This is a genomic window from Methylophilus sp. QUAN (assembly GCF_015354445.1).
Classification (GTDB): domain Bacteria; phylum Pseudomonadota; class Gammaproteobacteria; order Burkholderiales; family Methylophilaceae; genus Methylophilus.
This window is the reverse complement of the sequence record NZ_JADKYT010000001.1, coordinates 1471974-1489130: the sequence shown is the minus strand read 5'-3', so window position 1 is coordinate 1489130 and position 17157 is coordinate 1471974. Positions and strand designations below refer to the sequence as shown.

Here is a 17157-nt window from a genome sequence, read left to right as displayed (position 1 = left end):
GCTGAATCAATAACCAGTCAAACCAAGTTTATGGCTGATGTTGCAACAAATAGTCAGCTAACAGGTTCATCGTTAATGCATTGCCCGCAAAGCCCTGCTCAAACAGCGCATATTCGCTTTGATGCACCACATACGTCTGGAATTTAGCCCCAGCAAGCAAGCCTGATAATCCCTGGTCCACAATGTCCATCGCCTGCAACGCTGGCAAACCAAGACTGCCCTGCGTCTCTAACAATCTGTCGTCTGATTTGACCAGTAATAAATGTTGCGCTTCTAGCTGCCATGCAAGCCAGGCGGACAGGCTATCTGAGGTCACATCCCAACTTTCGGCTAAAACATGTTCATTGGCAAACGTGGTGTTTAAGGCCATTTCGCTGGGCAACCATACCAGGCCGCGATGCTGCCAGCCGCTTTCTGCAATTTCGAGTGGATTTCGCACCAGTGCAAGTTCAGGCACCATGGCCACCAGGCTGCGCGCCATTTGATCCATGGCGTAAATGGCCAGTGCATGGGCCTGCGAGTCATCAATATGGCCGTCTGGGTGTGCTGCCCGCATCTGCTGAAAATCGCGAACGGCATCGGCATACAAACCGCCGCCAGGCACAATAATCACCTTACCATCGCCCCAACGGACAACCAGGCGCAACCATTGCACCAGGCTGTCGTAGTGTGTCACGCTACCCCCTAGCTTGATCACCCACATATGCATGTTCCCGAGTATTATTTTGCCATTTTAAAATGTGCTGCCAACTTGAAAAACTGCGAGGCTTTATCAAATGTTTCCTGATATTCCCTGGCACAATCCGAGTCAGCTACCACGCCGCCGCCGGCAAAAAAAGTCATTTTTTCATTGCATATCACGGCGGTTCTTATCGCGATATTGGTATCCATACTACCATCAAAACCAATATAACCAATACTGCCACAATAAATGCCACGCCGGTGCGGCTCCAGCTCTTCGATAATCTCCATGGCACGCAACTTGGGCGCGCCAGTAATAGAACCTCCAGGGAAGCAACCGCGCAATAGATGCAGCGCATGATACTTTGGTGCCAGTAAACCGCGCACGATACTCACCAGATGATGCACATTGGTAAAGCGCTGCAATTTAAACAAGGCATCGACTTTGACTGAACCGACTTCGCAAACCTTGCCAATATCATTGCGCAATAAATCCACAATCATCAGGTTCTCGGCGCGGTCTTTGATGCTATGCGCTAATTCTTCGGCGGCTTGCGCATCGGCAGTGGCGTCCTGGTGCCGTGGACGCGTGCCTTTAATCGGCCGCGTTTCAACTTTGCGATCTATTACCTGCAAGAACCGCTCCGGCGACATCGATAACACCGCCAGGGGCTTACCTGCGCCATCGTCTACTTGCAAATAAGCCATAAATGGCGCGCGGCTCAATTGCCGAAAATGGTCATAAGCCTCGCAAGCATCGCCTGCCACATCCACTGCAAAGCGCTGTGCGAGATTGATCTGGTAGCAATCGCCCGCGCGAATATAGTCCTTCACTTGTTGGAAAGCACTGGCATAAGCTGCTTGATCCATATTCGGCTGAATCTCGCCAGTGACCTTAAACGCCGCTTCGTGCTGCCCCGTAGATAGTTCTAACAATTGCTGGTGGAGCGTCTGTAGCGCTTGGAGATCGCTAAAGCGAGCATGTGATACCAGCTTGCTGATGCCCAAATGATGATCGACGATAATCGCCCAATCATAAATGCCAACCAGTAATTCAGGCAGCGGCATATCCTCAGCAGCCAATGTGGGCATGGTTTCGATACTGCGCCCCAGGTCATAGGCAAAATAACCCAGCGCCCCTCCTGCAAACGGAATATCGGCCATGCGCTCAACCGTATGGGGTGCCAACCACTGCTGGATGACCTGGAAAGGATCTTGCTGCGACCTCTCTATGAGGGCCTGCTGCGTATGCACTTCAGTATCGGGTTGTCGATGTATGATTTTGGCCACTGGCGCAGCCACCACAATATCAAAACGTGCACCCAGGCTGATTTCTTCATCCACACTCGCTTGCAATTGAGACTGGCTGGCCTCCACCCGACCACTTTCCAACAGCATCGGCCATGGCAGATGCCTGACTTGCCTCAGCCAATGCATGCCTTCTGCATAAGGTAAATCCAATTGAATTAATGCCATGCTTGCCATAACCTCGCCACCGCATAGGCTGGAAAACAGACCTCTGCATCTTGTTTTAATTGTAAATTACCTGCGGACATCCATGCTGTGGCCGGCTGATAAGCCAGGCCCAGACGCTGCGCCAGCGCTGCCACCAGAAAACTGCCCGCCCCCAGCCCCACCATGATCTGCGGTGGCCTTGGCGCCCGTGCCATGATTGATTGTATGGCCTGTTGCAGGTGATTCAGTTGCGCGGCTTTAAACGCAAGGGCCAGCGACTGCCAGACATCGTCCGTTTTATCTTCAACATCATGCCCCACCATCCGTGCCAGGCGACGCATACTGTCGACCATGGAACGCCCTTGACCGTCCGCAGTCTCGGCCAGGTCATAATCAGGAGATAACTCACCCAGCACACGATAGACATCCGCAGTCGTGGCAAAATATTCTGCTGCAATATGGCGCGGCTCAGGCTGGGCCTGCCCAGACGCTAACCAAGAGATCAACGGTCCCAGTGCCATCAGGGGCGTGCGCACGACGCCGGTATAAAATAAACCCAGCTTAGCCATACGCTCCGCGTCAGACCAGCCCACGGGCACTACCTGCTGCTGATCACACAGCGTGATATCACAAGTCGTGCTACCAATATCCACCACCAACATAGCGCTATCTGTCATGTTGGTCGCCAGACATTGGGCCGAGGCATGCCAGTTCATGGAGGCAATGTGCGCCTCCTGCCCTGCTACGCTGGCCGTAAAGCCTGCGCCTTGCGCCGCTGAAGCCAGGTAGAACTCGGCGTGTGGCAAATAGTCCTGCACCGTCTCGGCAATCGCCCGTACGCCCTGCAAACGGTTATCAAACAAATCAACCAGCTCTCCGGTCATGGTCACCGCATGGTCACAAGCCTCTGCCTCCATTTGCCAGTGATGCAATACATGCTGGATAGCATCCTCCAGTAACGGCAAGCCTTTCCATAAGGCACAGGCTTGCTGCAATACGCGCACGACCTCACCTTGCTCATCCAGCATCACCGCTTTCACATGCGCACCACCAATATCCCATCCTATGACAGCACGTTTCATGCGGGTGATACCTCTGTTGGGCTGTTTGTGGCCAAGGACAAAGTGCACGATGCCTGCGCTTGAGCAGCACTCAATTTATTTTCTAAAATCGCATCCAGAATCATGGCAGCAGGATTTTCTGTGAGTAATGGCGATAAGGCGATATAAGGCGTGGTGAGGCGCGGATTCACTTCAACCAGTATCAATTGATCGTCTGGGCTCAAAATCATGTCTGCCCCCCAGTAGCCTACCAGGCCGGGGATCGCACGGTGAACCTGCTCGGCTAACGTTTGCATCGCGGGCAGATAGGCGACAGCTTCGTTCACGCCAGCGCCATCAAAATGGAAACATCCCTGCTGGATATCTATTCTTTGCCGATGCCCGGCAATCACCTGTACACACTCTTGCGTCGATAACACCGACATGCTCAGCGCTAAGCCTGGCACATAAGGCTGCAGTAAAGTCTTAGCGAACAACAAAGGATTTTCAATTGATCTTTTCAATTTAAAATCAATAAGTTCATTGATATTTTTAAAGTAATAAGTGAATTCACAACCTGCGCCATCATCGGGCTTTACCACCCAACCAGACGTAGCAGCCGCATGGTACCAGTTCAGGCTTTCCAAGGCGTCTGCCTGCGCTAAAAACACATGCGGCAATACAGCAATCCCAGCCTGCTGGCAAATCTCAGCCATGATCGATTTGGCACTGGTCTGCGCGATCGCGTCAGCACGACAGCCTATCCAGACTTTGCCAGCGGTTTGCACCAATTGCTGCATCTGCTGCAAAATGCCTTCTGTTTCAGGTGCAATCACCCAGCAAGCATCTATGTCATCAGATGCTAATTGCTGGCGCCAAAGCGCATCAGCATCCTCACCAGGATGTAATGGCAGGCTACGGGCATGAATGGGAGCTGCAACGCGGCTATCGTGGCTAGTGATACAATCAACGCCCAGCGCTGACAAGTCTGCCAGCAAGGCATCGCGCATCAACAGGCCTTCTTGCAACAAGCTGGCCGGCAATGCCTCAGAGACCAGGCCACCAGCACTGACATATTCACAGACCCAGATTTTCAAGCGAGATTTATTGTGCATATTATTCCCGTCATCGATTTGATGCATGGCCAGGTAGTACAAGCCATACAAGGGCAACGCCAGCACTATCGTGCGATCCAATCGCAGTTAACCGATAGCCATGCCCTGCTCGATGTCATCACTGCTATTTTACAAGTTTATGCCTTCGACTGCGTGTATATTGCCGATTTAAATGCAATCACGGGCCATCGTGACATGCCCAATCACCTACCGCTGATTAAACAAGTCATGACTGCCTTCCCGAACCTGCAATGGTGGGTGGATGCCGGACTCAATAGCACCGAAGCACTCAAGCCCTGGCTGGACGCTGGTATCCGCCCGATCATTGCCAGTGAAACCTTAACGGATATCCAAACCTATCAAGCCATGCGTGAAATAACGGCGCACAGTATTTTATCGCTGGACTTCTTTCAGGATGGCTTTCATGGCCCTGCTCGCCTACTGGCTGAGACCAGCCTGTGGAGTCAGCCGACCATATTGATGAGCTTACCCAAGGTAGGCGCCAATCAAGGCCCGGAGGTCGAGAAAATCAGCTCCTTGAAGCAACAGCATCCACAGCAGGCGATCTATGCCGCAGGCGGTGTCAGGCACATCGCAGATATACAGGCTTTGGCACACGCGGGGGCTGATGGCGTATTGATTGCCAGCGCACTGCACCAGAAACAGCTCACCGCCAGCGACCTAGCAATATTCGCGCAATAAAAAACCGGCCATCAGGCCGGTTTTTTGACAGCAAAGCTTCGTGAGAAGCTTATGCCACTGACACTTACTCCAGGTTTGCGTGCAATGCGCGCATGCCTTCTTCTGTCAGGCCTTTAGCGTGGATCAATTCAGAAATGGCGCCTTCCAGGAATACCAGGGTAGACAATTCAAATTGACCGCCCATAGGCATGCCTTTAACCAATGGGAAGCTGTCATCTTGACCAACTTGAACAACCAGATCAGCCACATCAGCCATGGCTGAAGTTTTCTTCATAGAAATAACGACCAGTTTGGCGCCCACTTCTTTGGCTTTTTTCACGAATGGCAACAAGGTGGCTGTACCGCCAGAACCTGAAACCAGGATCAGCAGATCACCTTTTTTGATCGCTGGTGTCACCACTTCGCCGATCATGTAAACGCTGTAGCCAGAGTGTACCAAACGCATGGCAAAGAAGCGTGATACCAACAGTGAGCGACCTGCGCCACCGATAAATGTTGAACCAGCCTCTTCAACCAGTTTCAGCAATTCAGCCGCTTTTGACTTGTCAGTCACGTCCAGAATACGCTTTAAGTTGTCCAGAATAAATTGTTGATGATCCATGTTTTGTCCTGTATTCAAAAAGTTTAATAAAAAACCCGACTCATTGCTGGGTCGGGTTTTTTGTCTCGCTGATCAATAATTACTTATTGATACTTAACTGAATTAAGCGTGAGCGATAGCAGTGATTTCTGCAGCAGCAGCAGCTGGGTCAGCAGCGCCGTAGATAGCAGCACCAGCAACGATGATAGTCGCGCCAGCGTCACGTACTTGACCTGCAGTAGCGGCTTTAACACCACCAGCAACAGAGATCTCAACGCCCAGGTTCAAACCAGCAACAGCAGCCAGGTCAGCAAAAGGAGTTTGACCAGCAGCTTGTTGGTCCAAACCAGTGTGGATACCGATGATGTGAGCACCAGCAGCAGCAACTTCTTTAGTTTTAGCAACTTTGTCTTCAACGCTGATCAGGTCAACTTGAGCTTTTTTGCCGTATTTGTTAGCAGCTTTGATTACGCCTTTGATTGTACCGATGTCGGATACGCCCAAAACTACGCAGATGTCAGCACCGGCTTTGTAGAATGGCTCAGACTCGTACTCGCCTGCATCCATAGTTTTCAGGTCAACCAGGATCTTGTTGTTTGGGAACTTAGCGCGCAAAGTTTCCAGCAATTTGATACCGTTGTGCTTGATGCATGGTGTACCGATTTCCAGAATGTCAACGTGTGGAGCAACTTTTTCTGCCAAAGCGATAGTTGCGTCGAAATCCAATGAGTCTAATGCCATTTGAGTTAATGCCATGTTTTTCTCCAAAAATTAAAATTTAAATGCTATTGCTAGCGTACTACCAATTCAAGCTGGTCGCTCATAGTAAGCTGGCAGCCAAAATAAGTCAATGTTGCAGGCCAATTTGTGCCTGACTAAAAGTGAAGAACTGGCAGGTCCTGCCAGTTCTTTCTATCATCTCACAGAGATATTACAGTTTTGCGGCTAAAGCAGCTTCCAGTTTGTTCTGGTCAGCCACGAAACCACGGATACCTTCAGCCAATTTCTCAGTCGCCATTGGATCCTGGTTCAGTTCAAAACGGAACTCTTCTTCTGTCAATTTAGCTGGCACTTCTTTAGTTTTGCCGCCATCTTTCAACACTTGAACCAAGGTACCTTCAGTCGCAGCCAGGTCTTGCAGCAAGTTTGGTGAAACGGTCAAACGGTCGCAACCAGCCAGGGCGATCAGCTCGCCAGTGTTACGGAAAGAAGCACCCATCACAACAGTTTTGTAACCGTGCTCTTTGTAATATTGGTAGATCGCGCGTACGGAAACCACACCTGGGTCTGTTTCTTGTGTGTACTCAGTACCTGGGTTTTTCGCTTTGTACCAGTCCAGGATACGGCCAACGAATGGAGAAATCAGGAATACGCCAGCTTCAGCACAAGCACGTGCCTGGCCGAAACCGAATAAAAGCGTCAAGTTACACTGGATGCCTTCTTTTTCCAGAATCTCACCGGCTTTAATACCTTCCCAGGTAGAAGCCAGCTTGATCAGAACGCGGTCTTTGCTGATGCCAGACTCTTGGTACAGGCTGATCAGTTTACGGCCTTTAGCCACCATCGCGTCGATATTGAAAGACAGACGTGCATCTACTTCTGTAGAAATACGGCCTGGAACCACTTTAGTGATTTCAGCGCCAATCAACACAGCCAGCTTGTCAGCTGCGTTTTCAATTTGTTGCTCTTTAGAACCGCCCTGTGTTTTTGCGTAAGCAATGGCAGTGTCAATCAAAGGTGCGTATTCTGGGATTTGGCTAGCCTTCAATACCAGAGATGGGTTTGTGGTTGCGTCCACAGGTTTAACACTCTTGATTGCTTCAACGTCACCAGTGTCAGCCACGATGGTTGTGATTGCTTTCAACTGATCTAATAAATTTGCCATGCGATTGCTCCTATAAATTGCAATAATCGTTTACGTATAGTTATACATAGAAACCTTCAACATTATAACTGAATTTATTCGAGTTAGTTAAGCGTCCTTTGCACATTACAGCGTGCCCACTACTGGCATCCAGCCGTCAGCGGGTGCGGTTTTGTTGATTAAAATCAACCAATTGCTGTCAACCAACCAGCTACTTTTGCCTGTTTTGACTTTTCAATACCCCCCTTTTCGGGCACAATTCACCTTTTTTGCAAGTGATTAATCAGTTAGGCATATGGGTTCTGTCACCTCTTTAAATAAAGAACAAAACCAGACTCGCTTCGCACAACTTCCTGTTGACTGGTATCTGCATCCAGATGTGTATGCGCTGGAGCAAACACATCTGTTCTCCCTGCTGCCGCAATATCTTGGGCATGAGCGCATGGTTCCCAACCCGGGCGACTATCGCGCCCTGGACTGGATGCACAATGCTACTGCATTGGTAAACCAACATGGCCAGCCACAACTGATCAGCAACATTTGCCGCCACCGCCAAGCGGTGATGCTCAATGGCCAGGGCAACACGCAACACATCGTCTGCCCGTTGCACCGCTGGACCTATGATTTAAACGGCCAGTTACTGGGCGCCCCGCATTTTGAACAAAACCCTTGCCTGCACTTGGAGAGACAATCCCTGACTGCATGGCAAGGCCTGCTGTTTAAAGGCAGTGACACGGCATCCAAACAAAAAGGCCTGGACATCGCCCAACTGCTCAAGCAACTGGGCTGCAAGCAGGATTTTGACTTTACCGGCTATCACTTTGAGTCAGCGATTGTGGACCACTACGATTTCAACTGGAAGACCTTTATCGAAGTCTACCTCGAAGACTACCATGTCGGCCCGTTCCACCCTGGTCTCAACCAGTTTGTCGACTGTGGCGAATTGAACTGGGAGTTTGGTGAGCATTACAGCGTGCAAACGGTTGGTTACAAACCGCTACCTGATTACAGCCTGTCACCCGTGTATAAACAGTGGCAACAAGCCGTTACCGATTACCAGCAAGGCACACCACCCAAGTATGGCGCCATCTGGTTCGTGCTTTACCCGTTCCTCATGATTGAGTGGTATCCCAACGTACTGGTGGTTTCGCACATCATCCCGACCGGCATTGAGTCTTGCCAGAATGTGGTCGAATTTTACTACCCGGAAGATATCGCCTTGTTTGAGCAGGCATACATTCAAGCGCAACAGGCGGCCTACTTTGAAACTGCCGTTGAAGATAAAGAGATTTGCCAGCGCATGCAAGACGGCCGCAAAGGCTTGTTTATGCTGGGTAAAGATGAGCGCGGCCCTTACCAGCACCCGATGGAAACCGGCCTCGAGCATTTTCACCGCTGGTATCGCCAACAGATGGAGCCACATCTGCCTGACCATCTGCAGCGCTAGGCCAGCTCCTTTTGCGTAAATACCGCAACGCCGTTTTACGGCATCCCAAACACTGGCAGCTGGGTAGCTACTGGATGCTGCTGGCCGGCCTGGGATTTGCCATCATGGGCGCGTTTGTGAAGGCAGGTGCAGCGCGTTTCACGACCAGCGAGCTGGTATTTTACCGCTCAGCCTTTGGCTTCCTGATGATTGCCGCCCTGGTCTGCTGGCAAGGCAAACCGCTAAAAACCCCGTTATTGGCCATGCAAATGCGCCGCGCTGGCGTAGGCTTCACCGCCCTGCTGCTATTTTTCTACGCCATTGCCCATTTGCCTTTAGCCACCGCCATTACCCTCAATTACACCTCACCCATGTTTTTAGCCCTGCTTTCGCCCTGGCTATTACGCGGAGAACATCCGCTCAGCCGCCAGCAACAGCAAACACTCAATCTATGTGTGGTTGGCGGCTTTGTCGGCGTCTGCCTGCTATTGCAACCTGCCTTTCATAGTAACCAACTGCTGGCTGGCGGCATTGGCTTGTTGTCGGGTATAGGCGCGGCCTTTGCCTATGTACACGTCAAACAGCTAGGCATCGCAGGCGAGCCAGACTGGCGCACCGTCTTCTATTTCACCCTGGTATGTACCATCGCCAGTGGTGGCTGGATGTTGATAGACCATGTGACAACATTGCAATGGCAAGACCTACCACTGCTATGTGGACTAGGAGTATCAGCCACCTTAAGCCAACTGGCGTTAACGCGCGCCTACCGCACTGGCAACACCCTGACGGTCGCCAGCCTGGCTTACAGCACTGTCGTCTTTGCCACGCTAATAGGCGTACTTGTGTGGGACGAAACCTTAAGTGCGCATGAAATCATTGGCATGCTACTCATCGTGGCCTTTGGTATCCTCAGCTCCAGAAGTTCAAGATAACTGCCTGATTACAATAAAAAAGCCATTCCTTGCAAGAATGGCTTTTTTACTTGATCTTGGCAGCTTAAGGTTCAAGCAAACCACAGCGCATGGCAATCAGGGCAATCTCTGCCGAATTTTGCGCATTGAGTTTTTGTTTAATATTGTACAAATGCGTGCCTACCGTGCGCGGGCTCAGGAACAAGGTTTCGGCAATCTCGTTGGTAGATTTGCCGCGTGCCAATGACATGAACACCTCAAACTCACGCTCACTGAGCACATCCACCGGATTTTGCTCACCGGACAATTGCTGGATGGCCATTTGCTGGGCCACGCTGGCCTCAATGTATTTTTTGCCTTGCGCCACGCTGCGGATGGCTTTAATCAGCTCCTCAGCCGCGCTACGCTTGGTGACATAGCCCATGGCACCCGCGTTGAGCACGCGTTTTGGATGCACGGAATCCTCATGGGCAGACAACACCAGAATGCGCGCATGATTGTCTTTGGCCAAGATACGCTCTATCGCCTCCATGCCACCGATACCAGGCATGGTAATGTCCATCACCACCACTTGCGGGTGATGCTCAACATAGGCCTTGATGGCCGCCTCACCACTCTCTGCTTCAGCAATCACCTTGATTTCCTGGTCTGACTCGAGCAGCATTTTAAAGCCCATCCTGACCACTGCATGGTCATCTACCAGCATCACACTTATCACGCTTGTTTCTCCCTCTTTTTAGGCTGCCTGTATAGGCAACCGAATATCCAAGGTGGTTCCACGGCCTGCTTCAGGCTGCGACACCACTTTAAATTGTCCATGCAATGCCTGCACACGCTCGCGCATGCCCAGCAGGCCAAAATGACGGCTCTGGTCTACGGTATCCAGCCGCATGCCGACGCCATCATCACAAATCATCAGGCGCAAACCGTCGACATCTGTGAGCAGATGGACATTGATGCATTGCGCATGCGCGTGTTTAATTGCGTTATTCACCGCTTCCTGCACAATACGGTAAATATTGATGTTCACATTTTCACCCATCGGCTGGAACTGCCCCGCCAAATGCAGCTGGATTTGTAGTTCAGGATGCTGCGCCTGGTAGCCAGACACCATGTCACGCAGCGTTTCCACCAGGCCCATATTATCCATGGCGGCCGGACGCAACTGGCGAATGATGTTATGCATGCCGTCGTAAATATGATTGGCGGCAGCGACAATGGTTTGCGCATTGGCCGCAATATCCGGCGTACTTTCTTTGGTTTTATTCACAATTGCCACGGCAAAGGTTTTGATCGCTGTCACGTATTGCCCTAGCTCATCATGCAGCTCGCGCGCCAGGCTGCGCCGTTCATCTTCGATATGCTGCTGGATCAGTTGTGTCAGCTGACGGTTTTGCTCCAGTTGCCGTTCGGCATCCAGCGACAGGGCCATCTGGTTCAAGCTCTTGCCGATCTTATCAAACTCAGGCAGCGAAAAGCGTTCCAGGCGCGTGGTTAAATCACCTTGTTCAATGCGGTTGATCGCATGCAAGATATGTCTGACCGGGCGCAAAGCGTGGCTCAGCAAGCCATAGACCAGCAAATTAAGCAGCACAAAAAAGCCGATGCCCATGGTCATTAATTGCAGAAACCCTGACCACGCCTCGCGGATAGAACCTTCTGCGCTGGAGCTGATAATCAGCGTGCCATAACGCACCCGCCGCGTCACTGTTTCCACTTGTGGTGCCACCAGTTTGACAAACCATTGCGGCGGATTGATCTCGGACTTGAAGGTGGAGGTCGGTGACAGGTACAAGGGGTTATTAGAGTAATCGTACAACTCGATGCGGCTACTGCGCACATAGCCCAGCGAGCGCAAAAAATCTTGCAGCACATAATGCGTTGGCCCCAGACTGGGGTTCATGGCCGAGCTGACAATCACTGTATCCAGCAATTGCACCGTGACGCGTGTCGCCGCCTCCACGCGTTCACGGATACTGTCTTTGGTATCTCTCACCAGGACAATACCAGCAGCGATCAAAAAGACCAGCGACAGCATGGTGACCAACAAGTTGAGTCGAAAGCGTAAGCTCATTTTTTAACCATGATTGAATTCAGCGTTATTAAACTGTAATCAGTCCGTATTTACACAGCGTAAAATCATTAAATTACAACTTTAATCCTGAATAGTGAGCTTATCCCATTCTTTGGGCTTGGCGGGATACGCTAACGGCAACTGGTTCAATGCCTCCAGCAAGAGTTGGGAAACCAATAAATTACGGTTGGTTTTAGAATCAGCCGGAATCACATACCAGGGCGCATATTTAGTGGATGTCTCTTTCAGCGCCAGTTCATAAGCGTCCATATAGCGATCCCACAAGGCGCGCTCATCCAGATCCTTGGGATTAAATTTCCAATGCTTGGTAGGATCATCCAGGCGCTCTTGCAAACGCTCCTTTTGCTCATCTTTGGAGATATGCAGAAAGCATTTAATGATGGTGGTGCCGGTTTCGCTCAACATGCGCTCGAAGTCATTGATTTGCTGGTAACGGCGCGTGCACTCTGCATCATCTATCCAGTCATGCACTTTTACAATCAACACATCTTCATAATGGCTGCGGTTAAAAATAACCAATTCGCCTTTAGTCGGCACCTGGTGATGCACGCGCCATAAATAGTCATGCGCCAACTCATCAGCACTAGGGGCCTTAAAACTGGCCAGACGAATACCTAAAGGATCGCAGGCACTAAACACATGCTTGACCGTGCCATCTTTACCACTGGTATCCATGCCCTGCAAAATCAGCAACACCTTATGCTTGCCTTCGGCATGCAAAATATCCTGCCTGAGATTAATTTGATGGGTTAACTCAGCCAGTAAACTGGCATCTTTTTCTTTATCGCCAGTGCGGGCGGACTTATCGTCTGCTTTGAATTGCTTTAAAGAAAACTTTTTCGGGTTAACGCGGTATTGCTCGATGAAAGCGCTCATAGGTAATATCTACTGGTTGCTTGCTGCAAGTGTATCGCAGTTAATTTGCAAATACCAAGATGCATCACCTACGCGAATCATAACCACCAAGGACGCGGGCGTAAAAAAACAGCCCCTAACGAGGCTGTTATTAGGGGAGATTTTCGTGGTTAATTATTGATTACGGCCAAACAGCAAGCCAAACACGCCACCGGACAATACGCCAGAAAGCGCAGAAACCACTGCGGGGCCTGATGGACCATTTAACACTTGCCCCAGAGTTGTTGCGACACCACCGATACCACCCACCGCTGCGATCAGCACATTACCAGCGGCCACGGTTTCTTCAGGCATACCAAAAAACCCGATGCCCGCACCAAAACCACCAGACACAACATCGACTTCGACGACGTTTAACTCATGCATTGCCATTTCATTTCTCCTTCATTGATATTAAAAATAATTTTTTCACGGCGTTAACTGACACAGGCCAATGGACTATTTAAACGAACCATTTAAAAGTTAACTTTAGTTATTTTATATGTTAATTATATCAATTATTAACATATGTGAGAATAAAATAACAACAAAAATTAACAAATTATTGAAGGATGTTTCAGGCAATAAAAAAGCCAGCAGAAGCTGGCTTTTTTACGTATCAACAAAGATTATTTACCCGCACGTTTACGCTCGTGCTCCAACAGGAAGCGCTTACGCAGGCGAATTGTCTTCGGCGTGATTTCAACCAACTCGTCGTCATCAATAAACTCAACAGCAGATTCCAGGCTTAAGGACACAGGTGGAATCAAACGCACCGCTTCGTCTGTACCGGAAGCGCGCACGTTGGTCAGCTGCTTACCCTTAATCGGGTTAACCACCAGGTCATTGTCACGGCTATGGATACCGATAATCATGCCTTCGTATAAACGGTCACCCGGGCTGGAGAACATCTTGCCGCGGTCTTGCAGTTTCCATAAGGCATAAGCCACCGCCTCGCCTTGCTCAGCGGAGATCAGCACACCGTTACGACGGCCAGGCATATCGGCTTTCACAGGCGCATATTCATCAAAAATATGTGCCATCAGGCCTGTACCACGGGTCAACGTCAAGAACTCACCCTGGAAACCAATCAGGCCACGGGCTGGAATACGGTATTCCAAGCGCGTACGGCCATTACCATCAGACTCCATATTGCTCATTTCACCACGGCGGCGACCCAACTCCTCCATCACTGCGCCCTGGTTTTCGTCTTCCAGGTCCACCGTCAGGATTTCATATGGTTCACATTTTTCGCCATTGATTTCTCTGAACACCACACGCGGTTTACCCACGGCGATTTCAAAGCCTTCACGACGCATGTTTTCCAGCAGAATCGTCAGGTGCAATTCACCACGACCTGACACGCGGAATACATCGGTGTCTTCGGTATCTTCAACACGCAACGCCACGTTGACCAATAATTCTTTCGTTAAACGGTCACGAATCTGACGTGAAGTAATAAACTTACCTTCAGTACCCGCCAATGGTGAAGTGTTGACCATAAAGTCCATGGTCAGGGTTGGCTCATCCACGCCCAAATGCGGCAGACCCACTGGTTTGTCACGATCACAGATCGTAAAACCGATACCGATTTCTTCGATACCGGAAATAATCACAATGTCACCTGCTTCAGCTTCTTCTACTGGCACGCGCTCCAGGCCTTTAAAACCCAGCACCTGGTTAATACGGCCTTGTGCAACTTGTTCATCTTCGCGCATCACGGCAACCACTTGGCCTGGCTTGATACGGCCATTAGTAATACGGCCAACGCCCAAACGACCAGTATAAGTAGAATAATCTAAAGCAGAGATTTGCAATTGCAATGGTGCATCGCTGTCACCTTTAGGTGGCTCAACATGGCTTAAGATCGTGTCAAACAAGGCACGCATGTTGTCTGAAGGTTTGCTCATGTCCAAGGTGGCAAAGCCATTTAAAGCGGAGGCATAAACCACCGGGAAATCCAGTTGTTCATCGGTGGCACCCAGGTTGGCGAACAGATCGAAGGTATGGTTAATCACCCAATCAGGACGTGCACTTGGACGGTCCACTTTGTTAATCACCACAATTGGCTTCAAGCCCAGGGCCAGTGCTTTTTTGGTCACAAAACGCGTTTGTGGCATTGGGCCATCCACGGCATCAACCAACAACAACACACCATCCACCATACCTAATACGCGCTCTACCTCGCCACCGAAGTCGGCGTGGCCCGGTGTGTCGACGATATTGATATGCGTGCCTTCATAGGTTAAGGCCGTATTTTTAGCCAGAATCGTAATGCCGCGTTCTTTTTCCAGATCGTTGCTATCCATCACACGCTCAGTCACCGCTTGGTGTGAGGCAAAAGTACCTGACTGTTGAAGGAGCTTGTCAACCATGGTTGTTTTACCGTGGTCAACGTGGGCGATAATTGCGATATTTCTAAGGTTGCGTGCCATGTGAACTGCCATCTGTTTGGAAAGGGCGCGATTTTATCACAAATCAACTTAAATATTTGACTTTTAAAATAAAGTGGCTATACTGCGAGCAACTTTAAAACACGGCTGGTACTAGACCCGCCACATTTGTTTTAAATTCATTGCCCTGACCTGTCGATAACTCGCGAAATTTTGAGGTTATCATCTTTAGATGAAGTCTTGATGACACCATCTTCTTTTATCGGTTAGTGGCCATGCCCAAGCGCCGGTAAAAGCATCCAATCTTCAATGTTGCTTTGGCTTAGTTGATATTGCACCACTCGCATTCCTGAGTGTCACGCTGCTTCATTAGCTTTGCTTTATTGCTTTACTTGCGCCCTTTTTAATTGTTGATGAAAGGGACATTCCTTGTCTTTTGCAGATTTAAATCTCGACCCCTCCATTTTGCGCGCATTGACCGACGCAGGCTATGAAAACCCAACACCTATTCAGGCGCAATCCATTCCTGAAGCTTTACAAGGCCGTGACATCATGGCCTCTGCACAAACCGGCACAGGTAAAACCGCCGCCTTTACCTTACCAGCATTAAACCTGCTGGCGACACAACACCCTGTTCGCAGCCGCGGTCCACGTATTCTGGTACTGACACCGACACGCGAACTGGCAGCCCAGGTAAATGATGCTGCACGTAAATACGGTAAATTTTTGCGCGCACGTTGCATCAGCATCGTCGGTGGCATGCCTTACCCATTGCAAAACAAACTGCTGTCACAACCACTGGACATTCTGGTTGCAACGCCAGGCCGTTTTATTGACCACCTGGAACGCGGCCGTATTGATTTGAGCCGTTTGCAAATGCTGGTACTGGACGAAGCTGACCGTATGCTGGACATGGGCTTTATGCCAGATGTTGAGCGTATTTGTGAAGCATTGCCTGCCGAGCGCCAAACCTTGCTGTTCTCAGCGACACTGGATGGCATTATGGATATCGGCAAACGTTTCTTGCGCGACCCACTGACAATTCAGGTGGCTGGCCAGAAAGAAAGACACGCCAACATCGAGCAACGCTTGCACTTTGTGGATGACATGAACCACAAAAACAAACTGCTGGAACATTTGCTGATTGCACCAGATGTCAACCAAACCATTATTTTCACCAGCACCAAGCGTCACGCCGACCTGCTGGCTGAAGACTTGTATGCCGCTGGTCACAGCACCGCAGCCCTGCATGGTGACATGACGCAAGGTGCACGTAACCGCACTTTAACCAAACTGCGTCATGGCGACGTTAAAGTATTGGTGGCAACCGATGTTGCCGCACGTGGTATCGACGTACAAGGCATTTCACACGTGATTAACTACGACCTGCCAAAGTTTGCAGAAGACTATGTACACCGTATTGGCCGTACCGGCCGCGCCAACAACACTGGCGTAGCGATTTCATTTGCCTCTAACGCGGATCGTCACCTGTTGCGCAAAATTGAGCAATACACTGGCCAAAAGCTGCAAGCTGAAGTGATTGCAGGTTTTGAACCAAAACGTGCTGCGCGCATGGATGATGGTGGCGATGGCAAACGTGGTGGCCGACGCAATGGCAAGCCACAAGGCAAAGGCGGTTTCCGCCGTGACGACAGACCAGGCCAGAACAAATCGTTTGGCGAGCGCGCTGCCCGTGAAGGAAGCCGTGATGCCGGTCAACGTGAAGCGTTTGGTAACAAACCACGTGCGCCACGCCAGACTGAGCAAAAACAGGACAAAGAAGTTAACGGTAACAGCAAGCATTACAACAAAGATACCGACTTCCAGTTTGCACGCGCATTGGCTGACGAGTTCGGTCAACGCCGTCCACGTCCGGCAGGCAACAACCAGGAGCGTTTTGGCAATCCTAACGGCAACCGTGGCAACAACAAACCACGTCCGGCAGGCAAGTCATTTGGCGACAACGGTGGTGCCAAACGCCCACGTTCATTTGCCTAAGAC

General features: G+C 50.3%; 16 protein-coding genes. 4 read left to right on the top strand and 12 right to left on the bottom strand.

What is annotated here, in order from left to right; all coding sequences use genetic code 11:
* Positions 1-28: 28 nt before the first annotated feature.
* From INP79_RS07325 to INP79_RS07310, 4 genes are read right to left on the bottom strand one after another with little or no spacing between them, the layout of a single operon-like run.
* Positions 29-703, bottom strand: coding sequence for a hypothetical protein (locus tag INP79_RS07325; RefSeq protein WP_194753534.1), 675 nt, complete (start codon positions 701-703; stop codon positions 29-31).
* 17 nt (positions 704-720) lie between these two features.
* Entirely contained in the window at positions 721-2157 is a 1437-nt protein-coding gene (gene pabB, locus INP79_RS07320; RefSeq protein ID WP_194753533.1) for an aminodeoxychorismate synthase component I, read from the bottom strand.
* Positions 2148-3218, bottom strand: a complete 1071-nt coding sequence (locus INP79_RS07315) for a hydantoinase/oxoprolinase family protein (protein WP_194753532.1) — start codon at positions 3216-3218, stop codon at positions 2148-2150. Before INP79_RS07315 ends, pabB begins: the two co-directional genes overlap by 10 nt.
* Positions 3215-4291 carry an ATP-grasp domain-containing protein gene (locus INP79_RS07310; protein WP_194753531.1) on the bottom strand — a complete coding sequence of 359 codons (1077 nt, stop codon included), beginning with the start codon at positions 4289-4291 and terminating at the stop codon, positions 3215-3217. Before INP79_RS07310 ends, INP79_RS07315 begins: the two co-directional genes overlap by 4 nt.
* On the opposite strand from INP79_RS07310, the gene INP79_RS07305 reads away from it, so the two are divergent.
* Positions 4286-4993, top strand: coding sequence for a HisA/HisF-related TIM barrel protein (locus INP79_RS07305; protein WP_194753530.1), 708 nt, complete (start codon positions 4286-4288; stop codon positions 4991-4993). The genes INP79_RS07310 and INP79_RS07305 overlap by 6 nt on opposite strands.
* A gap of 64 nt (positions 4994-5057) precedes the next feature.
* Here the strand turns inward: INP79_RS07305 and hxlB are convergent, their stop codons facing one another.
* From hxlB to tal, 3 genes are all read right to left on the bottom strand, one after another.
* On the bottom strand, positions 5058-5594 hold the full coding sequence (hxlB, locus tag INP79_RS07300) for a 6-phospho-3-hexuloisomerase (RefSeq protein WP_019882223.1): 537 nt from the start codon (positions 5592-5594) through the stop codon (positions 5058-5060).
* A 102-nt stretch (positions 5595-5696) separates the two neighbouring features.
* Entirely contained in the window at positions 5697-6329 is a 633-nt protein-coding gene (hxlA, locus tag INP79_RS07295; protein ID WP_019882222.1) for a 3-hexulose-6-phosphate synthase, read from the bottom strand.
* 175 nt (positions 6330-6504) lie between these two features.
* The gene (gene tal, locus INP79_RS07290) at positions 6505-7458 is read right to left on the bottom strand and encodes a transaldolase (protein WP_194753529.1); all 954 of its coding nucleotides are present in this window, start codon (positions 7456-7458) and stop codon (positions 6505-6507) included.
* Between the two features lie 274 nt (positions 7459-7732).
* Here tal and INP79_RS07285 point away from each other — a divergent pair, with 274 nt between their 5' ends.
* Both INP79_RS07285 and INP79_RS07280 read left to right on the top strand, forming a co-directional pair.
* Positions 7733-8884: an aromatic ring-hydroxylating dioxygenase subunit alpha gene (locus INP79_RS07285; protein ID WP_194753528.1), complete on the top strand. Its 1152-nt coding sequence runs from the start codon at positions 7733-7735 to the stop codon at positions 8882-8884.
* Positions 8885-8895: 11 nt separating this feature from the next.
* Complete coding sequence (locus INP79_RS07280; RefSeq protein WP_228519757.1) at positions 8896-9795, top strand: DMT family transporter; 900 nt, start codon at positions 8896-8898, stop codon at positions 9793-9795.
* A gap of 64 nt (positions 9796-9859) precedes the next feature.
* Here the strand turns inward: INP79_RS07280 and INP79_RS07275 are convergent, their stop codons facing one another.
* The 5 genes from INP79_RS07275 to typA form a co-directional block, all read right to left on the bottom strand.
* Positions 9860-10480 (bottom strand): response regulator transcription factor, encoded by a 621-nt coding sequence (locus INP79_RS07275; RefSeq protein ID WP_024930047.1) that lies wholly within the window; start codon positions 10478-10480, stop codon positions 9860-9862.
* A gap of 30 nt (positions 10481-10510) precedes the next feature.
* Positions 10511-11812, bottom strand: a complete 1302-nt coding sequence (locus INP79_RS07270; protein WP_194753919.1) for an ATP-binding protein — start codon at positions 11810-11812, stop codon at positions 10511-10513.
* A gap of 117 nt (positions 11813-11929) precedes the next feature.
* Positions 11930-12745 carry a polyphosphate kinase 2 family protein gene (locus INP79_RS07265; RefSeq protein ID WP_194753527.1) on the bottom strand — a complete coding sequence of 272 codons (816 nt, stop codon included), beginning with the start codon at positions 12743-12745 and terminating at the stop codon, positions 11930-11932.
* Positions 12746-12898: 153 nt separating this feature from the next.
* Positions 12899-13156 (bottom strand): hypothetical protein, encoded by a 258-nt coding sequence (locus INP79_RS07260; RefSeq protein WP_194753526.1) that lies wholly within the window; start codon positions 13154-13156, stop codon positions 12899-12901.
* 236 nt (positions 13157-13392) lie between these two features.
* Positions 13393-15198 (bottom strand): translational GTPase TypA, encoded by a 1806-nt coding sequence (gene typA, locus INP79_RS07255; protein WP_194753525.1) that lies wholly within the window; start codon positions 15196-15198, stop codon positions 13393-13395.
* Positions 15199-15585: 387 nt separating this feature from the next.
* On the opposite strand from typA, the gene INP79_RS07250 reads away from it, so the two are divergent.
* Positions 15586-17154, top strand: a complete 1569-nt coding sequence (locus INP79_RS07250) for a DEAD/DEAH box helicase (protein WP_194753524.1) — start codon at positions 15586-15588, stop codon at positions 17152-17154.
* Positions 17155-17157: the final 3 nt, after the last annotated feature.

What these genes read in the sequence shown, in the direction of transcription:
- INP79_RS07325 (WP_194753534.1), bottom strand. Translation starts at nt 703, where the DNA reads ATGTGGGTGATCAAGCTAGGGGGTAGCGTGACACACTACGACAGCCTG.
- pabB (WP_194753533.1), bottom strand. Translation starts at nt 2,157, where the DNA reads ATGGCATTAATTCAATTGGATTTACCTTATGCAGAAGGCATGCATTGG.
- INP79_RS07315 (WP_194753532.1), bottom strand. Translation starts at nt 3,218, where the DNA reads ATGAAACGTGCTGTCATAGGATGGGATATTGGTGGTGCGCATGTGAAA.
- INP79_RS07310 (WP_194753531.1), bottom strand. Translation starts at nt 4,291, where the DNA reads ATGCACAATAAATCTCGCTTGAAAATCTGGGTCTGTGAATATGTCAGT.
- hxlB (WP_019882223.1), bottom strand. Translation starts at nt 5,594, where the DNA reads ATGGATCATCAACAATTTATTCTGGACAACTTAAAGCGTATTCTGGAC.
- hxlA (WP_019882222.1), bottom strand. Translation starts at nt 6,329, where the DNA reads ATGGCATTAACTCAAATGGCATTAGACTCATTGGATTTCGACGCAACT.
- tal (WP_194753529.1), bottom strand. Translation starts at nt 7,458, where the DNA reads ATGGCAAATTTATTAGATCAGTTGAAAGCAATCACAACCATCGTGGCT.
- INP79_RS07285 (WP_194753528.1), top strand. Translation starts at nt 7,733, where the DNA reads ATGGGTTCTGTCACCTCTTTAAATAAAGAACAAAACCAGACTCGCTTC.
- INP79_RS07275 (WP_024930047.1), bottom strand. Translation starts at nt 10,480, where the DNA reads ATGCTGGTAGATGACCATGCAGTGGTCAGGATGGGCTTTAAAATGCTG.
- INP79_RS07270 (WP_194753919.1), bottom strand. Translation starts at nt 11,812, where the DNA reads ATGCTGTCGCTGGTCTTTTTGATCGCTGCTGGTATTGTCCTGGTGAGA.
- INP79_RS07265 (WP_194753527.1), bottom strand. Translation starts at nt 12,745, where the DNA reads ATGAGCGCTTTCATCGAGCAATACCGCGTTAACCCGAAAAAGTTTTCT.
- INP79_RS07260 (WP_194753526.1), bottom strand. Translation starts at nt 13,156, where the DNA reads ATGGCAATGCATGAGTTAAACGTCGTCGAAGTCGATGTTGTGTCTGGT.
- typA (WP_194753525.1), bottom strand. Translation starts at nt 15,198, where the DNA reads ATGGCACGCAACCTTAGAAATATCGCAATTATCGCCCACGTTGACCAC.